Below are 17249 nucleotides of genomic sequence, written 5' to 3' on the forward strand. Positions count from 1 at the left end.
ATCCCCTTCTCGCGAAAGCGATGAGCGATTGTGTGTGCCGACAAGAGATCTTGGGAGAGGCATCCGCCTCTCGGTACTGATGGAGGATCCAATGGCAGCAGTCTGCCAGGTGACGGGAGCCGTACCCGGTTTCGGTCACAGCATCTCGCACTCGCACCGGCGCACCAAGCGCCGCTTCGACCCGAACGTTCAGAGGAAGACGTATTACGTGCCGTCCCTGCGCCGTAACGTCACGCTGAACGTGAGCGCCAAGGGCATCAAGGTGATCGACGCCCGCGGCATCGAGTCAGTGGTCAAGGACATCCTTGCCCGTGGGGAGAAGATCTGATGGCCAAGCAGCAGGACATCCGCCCGATCATCAAGCTTCGTTCGACGGCCGGCACCGGTTACACCTACGTGACCAAGAAGAACCGTCGCAACGATCCCGACCGCCTCGTGCTCAAGAAGTACGACCCCATTGTGCGTAAGCACGTCGAATTCCGCGAGGAGCGGTAAGTATGGCCAAGAAGAGCAAGATCGCGCGCAACAAGCAGCGCCAGGACGTCGTCGACCGCTATGCCGCTAGGCGCATGGAGTTGAAGAAGGCCCTGATCAACCCGAATTCCAGCGACGAAGAGCGCGAAGCCGCTCGCGTCGGCCTGCAGAAGCTGCCGCGCAACGCGTCGCCTGTGCGTCTGCGCAGCCGCGACGCTGTCGACGGCCGTCCGCGTGGAATGCTGACGAAGTTCGGCATCTCCCGTGTTCGCTTCCGTGACATGGCGCACCGTGGCGAGCTGCCCGGCATCACCAAGTCGAGCTGGTAAGCAGCAAGCACCTTCGAAAGGGGCGTCGTCCTTCGGGTCGGCGCCCCTTCGTGCGCCAGCGGTCAGCGCTGTCGGAGCGGTCAGCCCTGCCGCCGCGGCCGATCCCATCACCGAGACTTCGCTTTCGTGCTGAGGCTTCCGCTGTCAAGCCCAGCCTCGGCAAAAACCGAGTCTCGCTGGGGTGATGGGAGGGCGCGTGAGGGCCACGAAGAGGTGGGTAGGCACGTCGGCGAGGGCGGCTGTGTCCTGGGGATAACTGGCTGATGCCTGTGCATAACCCCGCCGAGAAGGCGTTTCGGCCCCATGATCGGGTGAAGATCCGGTCGGAAAGCCCGGAAATCCGCGGAATTATGGGGCCGAATGGTACTTTGAGGGCGGTTTGCGGGGCACTCCCGCTCACCGAATCCATGCGGCTCATAGCCGTGAACTTCAACACCAATCGCTGCTCAGCAGCAGGACGTCCGAGGAGGACACTCAATGGCTGACAAGTCGCTGAACAAGACCGAGCTCGTTGCGGCAGTCGCCGCGTCGACCGGTCAGAGCCAGGCTGCCGTGGGGGCTGTGGTCGACGCTTTCTTCGCGACCATCGCCGAGACCGTCGCAGGCGGGGGCAAGGTCACAATCCCGGGCTGGCTCGCTGCCGAGCGTACGTCGACGGCTGCGCGCACCGGACGCAATCCGCAGACCGGCGCCGAGATCAAGATCCCGGCCGGCCACCGCGTCAAGTTGACCGCGGGCAGCAAGCTCAAGGCTTCCGTCAAGTAGTCTCAGCGCCTCACGCAAGGAGGGGATGCCGGTTCGCCGGCATTCCCTCTTTCGCATCTGCGCCCGTTGTGCCGGCGCCCTCACCGCGTCCACAGCTGACGTCGGCGGCGGAGCCTGCCACAGGCATCCTCGTCTCGCCGGATGTCAAGGATCGCGCGACTACTCTTGATGGGTGAGCAGAGTGCAGCGCGTCGCGGGTCCCGTCGCGCTCGTGGTCTTCGGACTCATCGCAATTCTCGTCGCACTCGGGTACGGCGGCGGTGCGTCCGCTCCTGCCCTGCTCGACCCGGGGCCGATCGTGCGCTGGGGTCTGCCGATCGCCAACCTCTTCGTCAATCTCAGCGCCGCGGGCATGATCGGCGCCCTCGTGCTGGCGTGTTTCGCGCTCAGCCCGAAGGAGCCCGAATACGACAGGGCGTTGGATGTCGCGGCCGGCTCCGCCGCGGTCATGACGATCGTCAGCGCCATCACCGGGGTGCTCACCTACCTGGACGTCACGGGGTCGCCACTCTCGTTCGATCAGTCGTTCAGCGACGGCATCAGCCAGTTCGCCACGCAGATCTCCATCGGGCAGGTCTGGCTGGCGATCACGCTGATCGCGGCGGTCTCCACCGTGCTGTGCTTCGCCGTGCGCAACCAGACCGCCCTCGTCTTCGTCACGATCCTCGCGTTCTTCACTCTGCTGCCGATGGCGCTGAGCGGCCATGCAGCCGGAACGGCAGGACACGACCAGGCGATCACGTCGCTCGGGCTGCACATCGCGTTCGCCGCGATCTGGCTCGGCGGCCTGCTCACGATGGTGCTCATCCGCAAGACCCTGCACGGTGAGCGGCTCGTCACCGTGCTCGAGCGCTACTCGACCCTCGCAATCATCTCGTTCGTCGTCGTCGCGTTCTCGGGCATCATCAACGCCGACCTGCGCATCGGAACGCTGCAGAACCTGCTCACCTCCTACGGCGTGCTCGTGCTGGTCAAGACCCTTGCGCTCGTCGCCCTCGGCCTGTTCGGAATGTTCCAGCGGCGCTATCTGATCGGCCGACTCAAGCGCACCGGCGGCCGCAAGCTCTTCTGGTGGCTGGTCTCCGCAGAGCTTGCTTTCATGGGGATCGCCGAAGGCGTTGCCGCAGCCCTGGCGCGCACCGCCACGCCGGTCGCCGACGTCCCGGTGTCCGCCCCGACACCCGCAGAGGTGCTCACCGGCGAACCACTACCCGCCCCACTCACGCTCGCCCGCTATGTCTTCGGCGTGAACGTCGATCCGCTCTGGCTGATCGGATGCTGCTTCGCGCTCTTCTTCTACATCGCCGCCGTCGTGCGGCTGCATCGACGTGGCGACAAGTGGCCGGTCGGGCGGACGATCGCATGGATCGCGGGCATCCTGCTGCTGCTCTGGGTCACCAACGGCGGCATCAACGTGTACGAGAAGTACCTCTTCTCGAGCCACATGCTCGCGCACATGCTGCTCACGATGGCGGTGCCCCTGCTCCTCGTTCCCGGCGCGCCGGTCACGCTCGCGCTCAGGACGATCAAGAAACGCAGCGACGGATCCCGCGGTGCGCGTGAGTGGATCCTGCTCGTCGTTCATTCGAGGGTGGCGACGGTACTGACGCATCCGCTCACGGCCGCCGTGCTGTTCGCAGGCTCCCTCTGGGTCTTCTACTACTCACCGCTGTTCAGTTGGGCGACCACCGATCACATCGGACACGAGTGGATGATCTTCCACTTCTTGATCGTCGGCTATCTGTTCGTTCAATCCTTGATCGGCATCGACCCGGTGCACTACCGATTCCCGTATCCGCTGCGGCTCGTGCTGCTCCTGGCCACGATGGCGTTCCACGCGTTCTTCGGTCTGTCGATCCTCACCACGAACGGCCTGTTCCTCGCCGATTGGTTCGGGGCTATGGGCCGAACGTGGGGCTCGACGCCGCTCGGCGACCAGCAGCTCGCCGGTGGCATCGCCTGGAGCATCGGCGAGATCCCGACCCTCGTGCTGGCCATCGTCGTGGCCGTGCAGTGGAGCGGCAGCGATGCGAAGGAGAGCAAGCGCAGCGATCGTAAAGCCGATCGCGACGGCGACGCCGATCTCGTCGCCTACAACGCGATGCTGCAGCGCATGGCATCCACCGACCCCGATGGTGGAGGCGAGGGCACCGGGACCAACGCCCCGTCGGATGTCGCGAAGGAGCCCCAGCGTTGAGCGCGGTGAACCTCACTGCCGAGCAGTCCGCCGTGTACGACGCCATCGAGCACACGCGCGACCACGTGTTCGTCACCGGGCGTGCGGGTACCGGAAAGTCGACGCTTCTGAATCACCTCAGTTGGAACACCGACAAGCAGCTCGTGATCAGCGCACCGACCGGAGTGGCGGCGCTCAACGTCGGCGGCCAGACCATCCATTCTCTGCTGCGCCTGCCGATCGGCGTCATCGCCGACCACGATCTCGACCAGCCCCGCGAGCTCGTCAAGCTGCTGAACACCATCGACACGCTCGTGATCGACGAGGTCTCGATGGTGAACGCAGACCTGATGGATGCCATCGACCGCGCCCTGCGCCAGGCCAGACAGCGCAAACTCGAACCCTTCGGCGGCGTGCAGATCGTGCTCTTCGGCGATCCCTACCAGCTCGCTCCCGTACCGGGCGACTCGGAGGAGCGGGCCTACTTCGCCGACCATTACCGGTCGATGTGGTTCTTCGACGCGAAGGTGTGGCAGGAGACGACGCTGCACCGCTTCGAGCTCGGCGAGATCCACCGGCAGCACGAGCTCGATTTCAAGCTCATGCTCAACGCCGTGCGCCACGGGCGGGTCACGAAGGAGATCGCAGACCGGCTGAACGACATGGGAGCGCGCCCGGCGCCCGATGACGGAACGATCACGCTCGCGACGCGCAACGATTCCGTGAACCGCATCAACGCATCCGCTCTGGCGAAGCTGCCAGGGCGAGCACTCACTGCCAAGGCCGAGGTCTCAGGTGATTTCGGCACACGTAACTTTCCTGCAGACGAGACGCTCGAGCTGAAGGTGGGCGCGCAGGTGATGTTCCTGCGCAACGACAGCGGTCAGGGCGGCGACTGGCCGCGCTGGGTGAATGGAACCATCGGAACCGTGGTGCGTATCGACTCGACCGTGTTCGTCGATGTCGACGGCGATGTGCACGATGTCGAACCCGCCGTGTGGGAGCGATTCAAGTACACCTACAATCCGCTGACCAAGAAGCTCACGAAAGACATCGCCGCCGAGTTCACGCAGTTTCCGCTGCGGCTGGCATGGGCGGTCACGATCCACAAGTCGCAGGGGAAGACCTACGACAGTGCGATCGTCGACCTCGGCGCACGGGCGTTCAGCCCGGGACAGACCTATGTCGCGCTCAGCAGGCTGACCTCGCTCGAGGGCCTCTACCTGACCCGGCCGCTCAGGCCGAGCGACGTGCTCGTCGACCGTGACGTCGACCGTTTCATGAGCAATCGCGAGGACTGAACCGTCGCTGCCGGAACGTAGCCCGGCCGCGGGGTGGACGTCGGCGCAGACCCATCAGTCCACGCCTGTGGTCAGACCACAGTCGGGCGAGAGTCATCCGAACGGATGATTTCCGGTCGGAAGTTGCCGTCTCGTTACCGTTGACTCCCGGTGAACGGCGGAAGCACGCATAGGCTGAAGAACAGGATCCGGGGGGACCGCGGGGGGATGTATGTCACGGCCAAGGGGGCGCAGCCGTCGGCTGACGCTGATCGCGGGAGCGCTGAGCACAGTGCTCGCGACCTCGCTCGCCCTCGCGGGGTGTACGCAGGAGGTGGGCGGAACGCCCGAGCCGTCGCAGGCATCCGTGACGCTTCCGTCGAGTGAGTCCAACTCGATCAAGACCGCAGTGACGGATGCCATGAAGCTCGTCGGGACGCCGGGCGCGATCGTCGGCGTGTGGGCTCCGTGGGCCGGCAGCTACGAAGCGGGCATCGGCACGACGACCGTCAAGGGCAAGGTGCCCGTCGGCGTGAACATGCCGTGGCGGGTCGGCTCCGTCACCAAGTCGATGACCTGCACCGTGCTGCTCTCGCTCGCGCAGAAGGGCACGGTCTCGCTCGACGACCCCGTTTCGAAGTACCTGCCTCGCGTCGTGGGCATCGACGGGCTGAAGCTCGGGCAGCTGTGCCAGAACACGTCGGGGCTCGGCGACTATATGAGCGCTCTCGGGCCGCAGTTCGTCGACAACCCGCTGCGCACGTATGTTCCGATGGAGTTGCTCTCGGACGGCATGGGTCAACCCCGCGCCGGAACGCCCGGTCAGCGCTGGTCGTATTCGAACGCGGGCTACGTCCTGCTCGGCATGGCGCTGCAAGCGGCGACCGGAAAGGACTGGCAGTCGCTGTACAGCAGCGAGGTGTTCGGCCCGCTCGGCATGACGTCGTCCATGCTGCCGAGCGGCACGGACATACCGGGGTCGAAACTGCACGGCTACGCCACCTCGCTGGATGCCATCACGGGCGATCCGAAGTGCGGAACGGTGATGGATGACACGCGGCTCGCGCCGAGCTCGGCGTGGACCGCATCGGGCGTCGTCTCGAACCTGTCGGACCTGAAGACGTTCGCGCAGTCGTTCGCCACGACATCACTGCTGAAGGGCGACGAGAAGAAGGCCGCGTGGCAGACGGTGCCGCTCGGAGCGAATGTCGCCGCGTGGCAGGCCTACGGGATGGGCGGTATCCAGCTCGGCCCGATGCGCGGGCACGACGGGTCGGTCCCCGGATTCATCACGTCGATGCTCAGCGATCCCAGCTCGGGACTCACTGTCGTGGTGATGCTCAACGACTCGACGTCGGGCGCCGCCTACGCCCAGGCGCTCGCCATGCGGCTCGCGGCGATCGCCGCCGCCTTCACACCGGCGGCCGGCCACAAGGCGCCGAGCATCAAACTGCCGTGGACGGCGGATGCCGCTGCCGCCTCGATCAACCAGCTCGCGGTGTGCCGAGCACCTGGTTCGCCACCTGCACCGAAGCCGGCACCCGTGCCGAAGCCTGCGCCGGCCGTCTACCAGCCGCTTCCTTCGAACTGAGCGCCTCCATCGATCTGAGCGCCTCCTTCGAACCGGGCTCGGCCGTCGAGCCGTCTTCGGCTCTAGGCTCTACGCATGCCTATCGTGCCGGACACCAAGAATTGGACGTGGGTGCTCGAACGCCCCTGCCCCGACTGCGGGTTCGACGCCGGGCTGATCGCGTTCGCCGACGTGCCGAGGATCACGCGTGACAACGTCACGGCCTGGATTCCAGTGCTCGAGCGCGCGGACGTGCGGGTGCGACCCGACGAGAGCACATGGTCTCCGCTGGAGTACTCGGCGCACGTTCGCGACGTGTTCCGCGTCTTCGCCGGAAGGTTGCGGCTCATGCTCGATGAAGACGACCCCGAATTCGAGAACTGGGACCAGGACGCCACGGCGATCGCCGAACGGTACGCCGAGCAGAACCCGGCAGAGGTCGCGTTCGACCTGCGTAACGCCGGACTTGCACTGGCGGATGCCTTCGAGCGCGTTCCGCAGGCCGCCCTCGGTCGTACCGGCCGCCGCAGCGACGGCTCGGTGTTCACGGTCGAGACGCTGGCGCTGTACTACATCCACGACCCGTTGCATCACCTCTGGGACGTCTCGCACTGAGGTGTACAGCTCCCTGGGCGAGCGCGACCGCGTCGAAGGCGGCCTTCTACTCGGCTCTCGATCGCCTGGGTGTGGAGCTATCCGCAGAGGGCCACGCCCGGCGAGGTGAGGATGACGGTGCGGTTCTGTTCGGCGAGGGCGTCGGAGTACGTGCCCGAGGCATCCGTCTCGGTCTTGAACCCGCACCACTCGTGACCGACGCCGGCTGTGGTGAGCAGTGACGCGGAGACGCCGAGGGCGACGAGGGCCTGCTTGACGGCATCCGCTCGTTGTTTCGACAGAGTGAGGTCTGCCGTGTTGCTCGTCGCCTGATCCTTCGAAGCGGTGCCCGTGATCGTGATCACCTGCCCGTTCTGCTCGATGGAGGGCACGAGTCCGGCGAGAACCTTCTGCGCGGTCGACGAATCGGAGAACGTCGCGGTGTCCTTGACGAACAGCAGGTCGCCGTCGCGCACCACGATCGGCTGCGTCCAGTTCGTGTTGGTCGCCGTCGCGGGAACGGGCACAGCTGTCACGGCAGGCAGACCGCTGGCGGCCGAGCCGGATGCCGTCTCCGACAGCACCGAGAGCGTGCCGCCCGCCGCCTTGATGATCGCGCTCCAGATCGCTTGGAGGTTGCTGCGCGCGGTGATGGTCAGCGGTTGCTGGTCACCGGCAACGTCGCCCAGGCCGGACCAGTACACGGTGATGCCGGAGAGATCAGTCGGCAGCTCGCCCTTCGACTTCAGGTCGGCGACCACCGTCGACGGGTCGGCCGTGAGCAACCCGCTCACGGCGAAGTTCAGAGGGTCGACGGTCTGCAGCCCGCTTCCCACGACGACGACGCCCATCGAGTTCTTGCCGAGTCCGCGCGCAGCCTGGTCGATGGAGTCGAGAAAGTCGACCTCGCCGGTGGATGCCTTGAGCCCGTTGATGTAGCCCGTCACCTGGGTGAGCTTGTTGCTCTGGTCACTGCGGCAGACGATCGCGTCGTTCGCGGTCGACCCGAGCAGCGTGGTTCCCATGGCCTGCGGCTTGCCCGACGGGACGACGATGGTGACGCTGCCGTTGGTCTGCCCTGCTGCCTTCAGCTGGGCGGTGGCGGATGTCGACAGCCGGGTCGCCGGCTCGTTGGCCGTGCTCCCGGCGACGACGCCGATGTTGCGCTTGTTCGTCTGGCTGCACGTGCCTGCGCCAGATGATGAGGAGCACGCGGTGAGTGCGACGGCGACGAGGCCGGCAGCGACGATCGGCCCGATGATGCGGAGTGGAAAGCGCACGGGAATCCTCTCGATGGTGGGGAGGTGGAGGAGCTGAGCGGCGACGGAGCTCAGTCGGCGGGAGCCGGCTGAGGGTTCGGTTCCGGTTCGCGGCGGAGCTGCAGCTCGTGGATGATCTGGCTCGTGCCCTGCGGGTCGCGTTGCCGCTCTGCGAGCTGCATCGCGAGCCGGGCGCGCAGTTGCTCCAACCGGGAGCGGAGCACGTCCTGGGCGATGTCGTAGCGCGCGAGGTCTGACGCGTCTTGCGCGGCCTGCTGAGCGATGGCATCCGCTGCCTTGAGCTGCTCGGCGAGCAGTCGGTCGCGGTACCGACGCAACTTGGCGACCCGGTGCCATCCGCGCTCGACGGCGGTCACCAGGGGGCGGGTCGTGAGCCAGGCGGTGACGAAGCTCAGGGCGCCGGAGGTCACGAGCACGCCGAGCATGAGGAACGCCATGAGCGTGTCCGGCGCGGTCCAGGAGAAGCCCGTGGTGGCCGTCGACGTCGCACCGACGAGACCGGAAAGACCACCTGCGGTCTGCGCGTCGAGTCCGGCCTTGACCCGGGCGAGAGTGATGACCACGAGGATCGCCGCCCACAGGATGCCGAGTCCGATCGCTACGGCTACCCAGCCGCGCGTGCTGATTCCGCTCTCGATGCGGCGCACGAGCACCGCGATGATGTGCGGAATCGTCACGATCGCGGCGGAGATTCCGGCCGTGATGATGTACATCAATGCGCCGATCGACCCGTACTGGCTGTCGTTGCGCAACAGCAGCGTCAGCGTCTGCGACAGCAGGTAGTAGTCGACGGCGATCATGCCGATCAGCAGCACGTAGACCAGTACGTGCGTCACGGGCGCGAGCCGGCCGAGCCGGGGTCCGCCGCTCGGCGGTCTCATGACGATGTCGCGTGCCATGGCTCCCCCTTACGCGTAACTGTGGAACTGCGGATCACGGTCGGCCAGTTTGCGCTCGAGCATCGCAGCGTCGGCCTCCGCCTTGGCGAGGTCGGCGTATGCGCCTTTCAGCGCGCCGTTCACGAGCTCGACCCTGGACTTCGCGATGGTCTGCAGCGCCTCGATCGTCGCCTCGTGCCGCGTGCGTTGCCGGGCGAGATCGGAGAGCCCCACGTTCTCGAATGCCGAGATCTCGTGCTCGAAGACGTCGAGGGTTTCGACGTCGAGCGACCTCCTCATACGCCAGAGCCGCCAGCTCAGCCGGCGATACAGCCGTCGAACCTTGGGCAACGTGTACTCAACGGTTTCGAGGCCGAACGCGTCGTGCGTGTCGACCATGCCGACCACGGCGCCCTGCCGATTGCGTGCTGCCATGTTCCCCTCCTGCTTCCGATCGGATGTTCCGACCCGGCCCCCTGCCGCGTGGTGCGCACCTTCGGCGCACGACGGTGCAACAAGCTTGCGTGCCCCGCCCTGCCGTTTGCTGAACGGTCGGTGGACCTTTGCTATGTCTGCTGCGGAGGCAGGCCGGCCTGCGGCCCCACCTCGACCGCGCCGCTGAAGATGGTGCTGCCGTTCCAGAGGTCGAGGGCGCGGTAATTGTCATCGACCGTCAGCCACGATGGGCGCTCCAGTGCCGGCGGACGATCGCTGATGTTCTCGGCTGCCGGATGCCTGCGACGCAATGTGCCCCAGTACAGCGCCACTTTCTCATCGGAGTAGTCGAAGTAACGCCTGGCCCGCAAGCGCGCGACCGTGAACCGCGTGTGGATGATCGCCTTCAGATGGGCTGAACGGCGCAGGTCGCGCTGGATGCGGCGCTCGAGGCGGCGGAGGTCTTCGTTTGCCGGGCTGGTGGCATCCTGAACCGCGGTCGCTGCGGCACGTTCCAGCGCACTGGTGCGCTCGGCGAACTCGTGCTGCTCCCGCACGATCGTCTCGGAGAGCGCCTCGTGCTCCACCCACTGGGTGCGCACATCGGTGAGGAAGCGCTGAGCCTCGCGCTGCGTGTAGGTCGCGGCGTGGGCCTGCAGCACCTGCACGGTAGGGGTCGGCTCGCCGACCGGCTCGGCTTCGTAGGCGGCGCGCGGGACACCGGCGCGGGCATCCCGCTTCGCAAGACGGTTCAAGTGTGCGCGGGTGAACACGCCGACGCGGAGCGGCGAGCGCGGGGAGCGCGGTGGGCGCAGAGCGCGAGCATCGGACACGGTGGTCCTCCTCCTGATCGTGGTCGGCCCTGGCGGGTCGAGGAGTCCCACCGTAGGTTGGCCAGCCGACAGTCCGCCATGAACGCGATGTGGGGCGACCGGTCGTCTCCTGCAGCCTTGCCTCGGGCCGTATTTCCGTAGGAATACCGGCACTACACGGTCGTGAGTCGCATCGATCGCCGAGTCGTACGAGGTGGTGTGCCTCTAACTGGGGCGGGCAGGTTGGGCCGTTGGTCGCAGACAGGGCTGTTTCTGCTCTACCCAGTGACGCGCAACGGGTGCAAGATGATCGCATGAGTCACATGCGCGGAGGCCGTAAAGCCGGGGGGCTTGCCCCAGCGCAGGGTTCATGTGGGGATGCCATGGGCGCGGATGCCGCGGGGGCCGCAACCGCGCCCAATGGCCCCCCTTCCTTTGTCTTCTGTGCGCGGTCAGCCACGTCGGCGGGCGGCGCGTCCTGGACCCCTCCCGACTCTTGACGGGGCCCGCCCGTCGTGGTTCATCCGCGACGGTCTCGGCCGGCACGCCGCCCATTCGGCCGAATACACGGTGTGCCGGCCTACATCGCGCCTCTCCCATTGGCGTGCAGTCTCGCCGATGGGGTCGGGCGGCTCCTAGGGTGTGACCATGACCACGGGAACTCCAGCGAACCCGCACCGTCGGCACAAGCCCCCTGCCGAGCTCATCCTGATCGTGGTGCTGACCTACGTGGCCGGATTCCTCTCCATCGGGGTGGGCATCCTGTTCATCCTGCTGCGCTATGTCGCTGACATCGCCACGCTCGGCGGTCAGTTCGGGGTGACGCTGATCGGGGCGGGCGTCATCTTGTTCGGGCTGTTCATCATCGCTCTCGCGTCGGCCCTGAGCCGCGGCAAGCACTACGCCCGGGTAGGGCTCACGATCGCCCTCGGCGTGGAGACGGCCCTGGCCGTGATCTCGCTCATCGTCGACGCAGACTCGGTGTGGTTCGAGGTACTGCTGATCGTGGTGAGCGTGCTGATCGTGCTCGCGCTCTGGGTCGGGCGTCCTCGGGCGTACTTCGCGCACGTCAGTGAACGGGATGCCGCGGCCCGCAGGACCGGCATGTGACGCACGCTCAGTAGTCGCCGGTGGCTCCGTGCCTGCGCACGTAACGGCGGTGGATGAAGCGCACCACCTCGATGCCCACGATCGCCACGATCGAGATGCCGATCACGAGAAGCGTGTCGATCAGCGTCGGGTCGACCAGGTTGAGGAAGGTGCGGGCGATCGGCACCGCGTAGACCAGCACGAGGCCGATCATCATGGCCCCGATGATGACGATCTTCCAGCCATCGATCGGGCGGGAGAGCACGACGAGCACCCACAGCCCGACGATCGTCAGGATGAGCGTCGCACCGGTGCGCAGTTCGGCCTGCGGAACACCCGCACCGGCCGCCGCGGCCGCGTACCACCACAGCACCAGGCCGACGATCACGCCGGCGGGAATGGCGAAGGTGAGCGCTCGGCGCAGGAAGCCCGGAATGTAGCGGCGCGGGTTCGGCATCAGCGCGAGGAAGAACGCCGGAATGCCGATGGTGAGCCCGTCGATCACCGAAAGCTGTCTCGGCAGGAACGGGAACTGCATGATCGTGATGCCGAAGACGATCGCGAGCACCGTCGCGTACGCGGTCTTCGTGAGGAACAGCATCGAGACGCGCTCGATGTTCGCGATCACCTGACGTCCCTCGGCGACCACGCCGGGAAGGTGCTCGAACTTGCCGTCGAGCAGAACGATGCGGGCGACGGCCTTGGTCGCCGCCGATCCGGATTCCATCGCGATGCCGATGTCGGCCTCTTTGATGGCCAGTGCGTCGTTCACGCCGTCGCCGGTCATCGCAACGGTGTGCCCGCGCGACTTCAGTGCCTGCACGATCGCCTTCTTCTGGTCGGGGGTGACCCGCCCGAACACGGTGTGCTGCTCCAGGGCCTCAGCGAGGGCATCCGTCTCGTCGGGCAGCTCGCGAGCGTCGAAGCCCGTCGGGGCATCCAGCCCCACCTCGCGCGCGATCGCCGCAACGGTCTGCGGGTTGTCGCCGGAGATGACCTTGACGTCGACGCCCTGTGACGCGAAGTAGCCGAGCGTCTCGCGTGCATCGGAGCGCACCTGCTCACGGAACGTGAGCAGCGTTGCTGCCTCGAGCCCTGCGGGCAGCCGCTCCCCATCGATCTCGCTCTCGGTGAGCGTGAGTGGCGAATGCGCGAGCACCAGAGTCCGGCGACCGGATGCCGCCAGCTCGGCCGATCGCGCCCGCAGGTCCTCGTGATCCGCACCAGGGAACACCATCTCGGGTCCGCCGAGGACCCAGGTGCCCCGTGCGGCATCCGCGAACGAGACTGCGCTCCACTTGCGAGCCGAGGAGAACGGGATGCGTCCCTGCGGCTCGAGCCCGCCGTCCACCGAATAGGCGAGCCTGAGACAGCGCGCCGTCGCGTTCGCATCCGGTTCGGCGCCGTACCAGGCGAGCGCGTCGCGCCAGCCTGAAGGAGAGGCATCCGTCACAGGATGCGCCTCGTCGAACACGATCTCGCCCTCGGTGAGCGTGCCGGTCTTGTCGAGGCAGATGACGTCGACGCGTGCGAGGCCCTCGACGGCCGGCAGCTCCTGCACGAGAACCTGGCGGGAAGCGAGCCTTACGGCACCGACCGCGAAGGCGATGCTCGTCATCAGCACGAGGCCGAGCGGGATCATCGCGATCACCGCCGCGATCGCGTTGACCGCCGCCTGGCGCCACTCACCGCTTTTGATGGCGTCCGGCCAGCCGCCGAACACGAAGATCTGGGCGTTGAGCACCAGCAAGGCGATCGGGCCGATGATCCAGGCCTGGAACTTGAGCACCTTGCCGACCGAACGGCGCAGCTCGCTGGAGACCAGCGAGAATCGCTTCGCCTCGCTCGCGAGCCTGTTGGCGAACGAGTCGGCGCCCACTCGGGTGACCCGGGCGGCACCCTCACCGCCGACGACGATCGACCCGCTCAGTGCTTCGTCGGAGGGCAGCTTGTCGACGGCATCCGACTCGCCCGTGAGCATCGACTCGTCGACCTGCAGCCGTGCGGAGTGGAGCACTACGCCGTCGGCGGCAACCTGGTCGCCGGCGCGCAGCACGAGAAGGTCGTCCAGCACGACCGCGGAGACCGGCACCTCGCGCAGCTCCCCGTCGCGCAGTACTCGCGCGCTCGGTGCGTGCAGCAGGGCGAGCTTGTCGAGTGCGGCCTTGGCGCGGAACTCCTGCACCGATCCGATGATGGTGTTCGCGACAGCGCTCAGGCCGAACAGGGCGTCCTGCCACCTGCCGAGCCCGAGCAGCACCGCGAAGCAGGCGACGATGATGCCGTTGAAGAGCGTGAAGACGTTGGCGCGGATGATGCTCCACGCCGACCGACTGGTCTGGTCGGTGTACGCGTTGGTCTTGCCGGCTTCGACGCGCTCGACGACCTCGGCGTCGGTGAGACCGTGGAGCACGTCAGACGTGTCGGTCATCCTCGATCGCATCCCCCGTTTCGCGCCGATGAACCGGCTCAGAATGGATTCGGTCGCGCGCACCGACCGCGATTTGCGAGCCTAGTAGACACCGGTGATGCTTCGATGTCCCCTGCGCAGGGTGCACGTACCATAGAGAGGTCGCGGTAGTCAGCGACGTCGACCGAGGGTGGCGACGGCATGCGTGCGAATGACGCCAACGAATGGCTCGCTTCGCCGGAGGGCAGGCAGCCCACTCAGAGGCGCGTCGTGGCCGAGTCGTGGCGCCGCTCGCTCGCACTGTCGTTGGATCCGGACACCGTTCTGCCGCCGTTGGCGATCGAGGGCTCGCACCTCCGCGAGTTTCGCGAAGAGCATTCGCTGGCCGGTCTCATGCCGCTGATCAGACGGCTGGTGGTCAGCGATGTCGAAGGCTCCGGCCTGCTGGTCGCCGTCGGGGACGAGCGCGGGCGGCTTCTCTGGGTGGAGGGTGACTCCGCGGCACGCAGTCGTGCAGAAGGGCTGGTCTTCGTCGCGGGAGCGAACTGGTCGGAGGATGCCGTCGGCACCTCGGCACCGGGAACGGCACTCGCGCTCGATCACGGCATCCAGATCCACGACGCTGAACACTTCGGAACCATCGTGCACGGCTGGAGTTGCACCGCCGTTCCACTGCACGATCCGCAGACCGGCAAGCCGATCGGCGTCATCGACATCACAGGCGACAGCCGTGCCGTCGACCCCTTCGCCATGACCCTGCTGCAGGCGACGGCGGCCGCAGCCGAGTCAGAACTCACCGTTCGGCGGCTCGCCCAGCAGCCCCGCATGAAGACGGCGACTCGGATGCCCGTGCTCCGCCAGGCCTCGCCCGCCCCGGTGCTACACGTGTCAGGCCGAGATGTCGGGGAGCTCGTCTGCGGTGACACGGTCATTCCGCTCAGCACGCGGCACGCGACCATCGTCGCCGTTCTGGCATGGCACGCACGAGGGCTGAGCGCCGAAGCGCTCCGCGAGGCGGTGTACGCAGACGGCGGCGCCGACGTGACGCTACGCGTGGAGCTGGCTCGCTTGCGCAAGGTGCTGCAGGCATCCGGAATCGCGCTCGGGCTCCTGTCCAATCCCTACCGCTTCGACCGCGCCGTCGAGCTCGACGCGAAGAACGTGCTGCGACTCGTGCAGCGCGGTGCCCATCGGGCGGCACTCGCCGCGTACGAGGGTCCCGTGCTGCCGGCGAGCACGGCGCCCGGAGTTGGGGAGATCCGGCGCGATGTGCTGCGACGATTGCGGGACGCGATGCTGAGCGAAGCATCCGCAGACGTGCTGGTGCAGTACGCGATGATGCCGGAAGCCGCTGACGACGTCGAGGTGCTGCGTGAAGCGCTCCGCCTGCTGCCGCCGCGCTCGCCGAAGCGACTCACGATCGTGGAAAAGATCGAGGCGCTCGAGGGCTGAGCGTCGACGCTTCGGCGGAGGTGCGAGCAGGGGCATGCGATCGCCTGCAACGGGTTGCAACATACCTTCGTCTACCCTTTCGCTCGACGGCTTATCGCGTTCAGTCTCGCCGAGGGAGTTGGGGCACCGTAAGAGAAGTCGTCGACGCGTTGTGGGGGTGCGTCGACGCCTGTAATGGGGGAAAGGTGGGGCGGGAGTTCGGGTTCTTCCGCCCCACGATCCCGTTAAGCGTGTTGCGCCGGAGCCGATCTCGACCGGGCGCTTGTATACCGCTACGCTGCCGAAACTGGCTCCGCGCACGGCCTAGCCGTTGGCGAGCGTGAGGGTGCTGCACTCTTCGGCTGTGGAGCGGCGCACGACGAGGAATGAGCGCACAAACGTACGTCGACTACAAGTGTCAGTGGATTCGTGCACGCTCGAGACATGGCACAGGATGCAACTAATCGCACGGGTGAGAGGTCGTCCCAGTTCGGCGTCGGAAGCCTGCTTTCCCGTATCGGACTCATGATTCTGGTGGTTCTCCTGGCTGCCGAGTTGGTGACGGTCCCGATGCTCGCTTTCGAAAGAGGGCAGGGCCAGCTGCGTCATGTCGTGAGCTTGAGCCGTGGTGTCTCTGTAGGAGACGCCTGGGCGTTTCTGGGCATCCTGGCCGCGCTCGTAGTTGCCATGCAGATAGCCGTGTGGTCTGATCGCCAGAGCGATGACGCGATAACCCGCGTCAGGTATCGACGGTTTGTCGGTGCAGCCGTGCTTACTGGCGCTGCTGCAATCATTTCGTGGCTCATCTTCCTCAAATCGTTTGGAGCGAACCACCCAGGTGAGTTTCTGATCGTCACACTGGCGGTTGTCGGAATAGTGCTCTTCGCGGCTGATGGCGCGTCGCTCGTGCTGCGCGTCGACCGCCGTGCAGAGTTGCGTAGCGGTGCGAGAGAAGGCATCAGACGCATCGAGTCATCGTTGAGGCAGGAATACCTCAACTTGCGCCGCCCGGCACTTGTTCTCGTCGGCTGCGTTGTGGCCTGTGGGACGTGGGCGATATTGATCTCGGTGGCGACGCTGAGCGCGTTCTACATCGGCGCACTGTGGGCGGGCGAGTACGCGGCGAGACAGAACTGGGGACCACTCATCGCTGACGTAATTGCAATTTCGATATCATTTTTTGCCTGGGGTGTGTTTGCCGTAGCGCTTATATGGGCGGCAAGACGCACAGAGTCTTCGTGGGTAAGAGTGATCACGCGGATCGCGGTTGCCATTCTTCTGCTTTTGCCATTGGCCGCGACTTTGTCGATGGTCGGCTCGGGAATCGCCAGTGACCAGCCGGCATGGGTCATAGTGCTGACCGGAATTTATGTGCTGGTGCCGTGCGGCCTTCCGATGCTTGCGCTGACGATGCGGACCAGGGCTTCGCGCAAGTCCTCGTGGTGGCATCCTCGCGGCGCGTTGAGGCTGGGAGGTGCTGCCGTAGCACGGCTCCTAGTCCAGTCGCAGTTGAAGTCTGCCGCGTTCCTCGATGTTGTCTTTGGCGACGGGTGCGCAGGAGGGTCTGCTGGGCTGGCCTCCGAACACCGTCAGGATCTTCAGTCTGCGGCGTGATGACTTCGGGACATGAGCACGGCCCCAGCATCGAGTCGCTGTGTGAACGGGCAGATTGTCGGCTCGACGGGCGATCATCTCCCGGAGTACGACGGCTCTGAGTCCGTTCATA

Annotated in this window: 16 protein-coding genes; 11 read left to right on the top strand and 5 right to left on the bottom strand. The window is 66.3% G+C overall.

The genetic code is table 11. The features are described from left to right. Positions 1–91 precede the first annotated feature (91 nt). The 8 genes from rpmB to MJ603_RS01255 all read left to right on the top strand — a co-directional run bounded on the left by rpmB (position 92) and on the right by MJ603_RS01255 (position 7209). Positions 92–328, top strand: a complete 237-nt coding sequence (rpmB, locus tag MJ603_RS01220) for a 50S ribosomal protein L28 (RefSeq protein WP_243061840.1) — start codon at positions 92–94, stop codon at positions 326–328. Continuing rightward, positions 328–495: a 50S ribosomal protein L33 gene (gene rpmG, locus MJ603_RS01225; protein WP_146321261.1), complete on the top strand. Its 168-nt coding sequence runs from the start codon at positions 328–330 to the stop codon at positions 493–495. The genes rpmB and rpmG overlap by 1 nt, the downstream gene beginning before the upstream one ends. 2 nt (positions 496–497) lie before the next feature. Beyond that, a complete protein-coding gene (rpsN, locus tag MJ603_RS01230; protein WP_243061841.1) occupies positions 498–803 on the top strand; it encodes a 30S ribosomal protein S14 in 306 nt (101 codons plus the stop codon). Positions 804–1280: 477 nt separating this feature from the next. After that, positions 1281–1568, top strand: a complete 288-nt coding sequence (locus MJ603_RS01235) for an HU family DNA-binding protein (RefSeq protein ID WP_146321257.1) — start codon at positions 1281–1283, stop codon at positions 1566–1568. 172 nt (positions 1569–1740) lie between these two features. Continuing rightward, complete coding sequence (locus MJ603_RS01240) at positions 1741–3765, top strand: cytochrome c oxidase assembly protein (RefSeq protein ID WP_243061842.1); 2025 nt, start codon at positions 1741–1743, stop codon at positions 3763–3765. After that, complete coding sequence (locus MJ603_RS01245; RefSeq protein ID WP_243061843.1) at positions 3762–5045, top strand: ATP-dependent RecD-like DNA helicase; 1284 nt, start codon at positions 3762–3764, stop codon at positions 5043–5045. Before MJ603_RS01240 ends, MJ603_RS01245 begins: the two co-directional genes overlap by 4 nt. 211 nt (positions 5046–5256) lie before the next feature. Further along, positions 5257–6615 carry a serine hydrolase gene (locus MJ603_RS01250; protein ID WP_243061844.1) on the top strand — a complete coding sequence of 453 codons (1359 nt, stop codon included), beginning with the start codon at positions 5257–5259 and terminating at the stop codon, positions 6613–6615. A gap of 75 nt (positions 6616–6690) precedes the next feature. Next, the gene (locus MJ603_RS01255; protein WP_243061845.1) at positions 6691–7209 is read left to right on the top strand and encodes a DinB family protein; all 519 of its coding nucleotides are present in this window, start codon (positions 6691–6693) and stop codon (positions 7207–7209) included. A gap of 77 nt (positions 7210–7286) precedes the next feature. Here MJ603_RS01255 and MJ603_RS18690 read toward each other — a convergent pair whose 3' ends face one another. The 4 genes from MJ603_RS18690 to MJ603_RS01275 all read right to left on the bottom strand — a co-directional run bounded on the left by MJ603_RS18690 (position 7287) and on the right by MJ603_RS01275 (position 10614). Next, positions 7287–8468: an OmpA family protein gene (locus MJ603_RS18690; protein ID WP_243061846.1), complete on the bottom strand. Its 1182-nt coding sequence runs from the start codon at positions 8466–8468 to the stop codon at positions 7287–7289. 50 nt (positions 8469–8518) lie between these two features. Beyond that, positions 8519–9367: a hypothetical protein gene (locus tag MJ603_RS01265; RefSeq protein ID WP_243061847.1), complete on the bottom strand. Its 849-nt coding sequence runs from the start codon at positions 9365–9367 to the stop codon at positions 8519–8521. A 9-nt stretch (positions 9368–9376) separates the two neighbouring features. After that, positions 9377–9781 carry a hypothetical protein gene (locus MJ603_RS01270; protein ID WP_243061848.1) on the bottom strand — a complete coding sequence of 135 codons (405 nt, stop codon included), beginning with the start codon at positions 9779–9781 and terminating at the stop codon, positions 9377–9379. Between the two features lie 131 nt (positions 9782–9912). Continuing rightward, on the bottom strand, positions 9913–10614 hold the full coding sequence (locus MJ603_RS01275; RefSeq protein ID WP_243061849.1) for a hypothetical protein: 702 nt from the start codon (positions 10612–10614) through the stop codon (positions 9913–9915). A gap of 627 nt (positions 10615–11241) precedes the next feature. Here MJ603_RS01275 and MJ603_RS01280 point away from each other — a divergent pair. After that, positions 11242–11703, top strand: coding sequence for a hypothetical protein (locus MJ603_RS01280; RefSeq protein ID WP_243061850.1), 462 nt, complete (start codon positions 11242–11244; stop codon positions 11701–11703). Between the two features lie 7 nt (positions 11704–11710). Here MJ603_RS01280 and MJ603_RS01285 read toward each other — a convergent pair whose 3' ends face one another. Then, complete coding sequence (locus MJ603_RS01285) at positions 11711–14113, bottom strand: HAD-IC family P-type ATPase (protein ID WP_243061851.1); 2403 nt, start codon at positions 14111–14113, stop codon at positions 11711–11713. Positions 14114–14293: 180 nt separating this feature from the next. Here MJ603_RS01285 and MJ603_RS01290 point away from each other — a divergent pair, with 180 nt between their 5' ends. Together MJ603_RS01290 and MJ603_RS01295 are read left to right on the top strand one after the other, a co-directional pair. After that, positions 14294–15544, top strand: a complete 1251-nt coding sequence (locus MJ603_RS01290; RefSeq protein ID WP_243061852.1) for a GAF domain-containing protein — start codon at positions 14294–14296, stop codon at positions 15542–15544. A 423-nt stretch (positions 15545–15967) separates the two neighbouring features. Beyond that, positions 15968–17137, top strand: a complete 1170-nt coding sequence (locus MJ603_RS01295) for a hypothetical protein (protein WP_243061853.1) — start codon at positions 15968–15970, stop codon at positions 17135–17137. Positions 17138–17249: the final 112 nt, after the last annotated feature.

Source organism: Humibacter sp. RRB41, from assembly GCF_022761015.1.
Taxonomy (GTDB): Bacteria; Actinomycetota; Actinomycetes; order Actinomycetales; family Microbacteriaceae; genus Humibacter.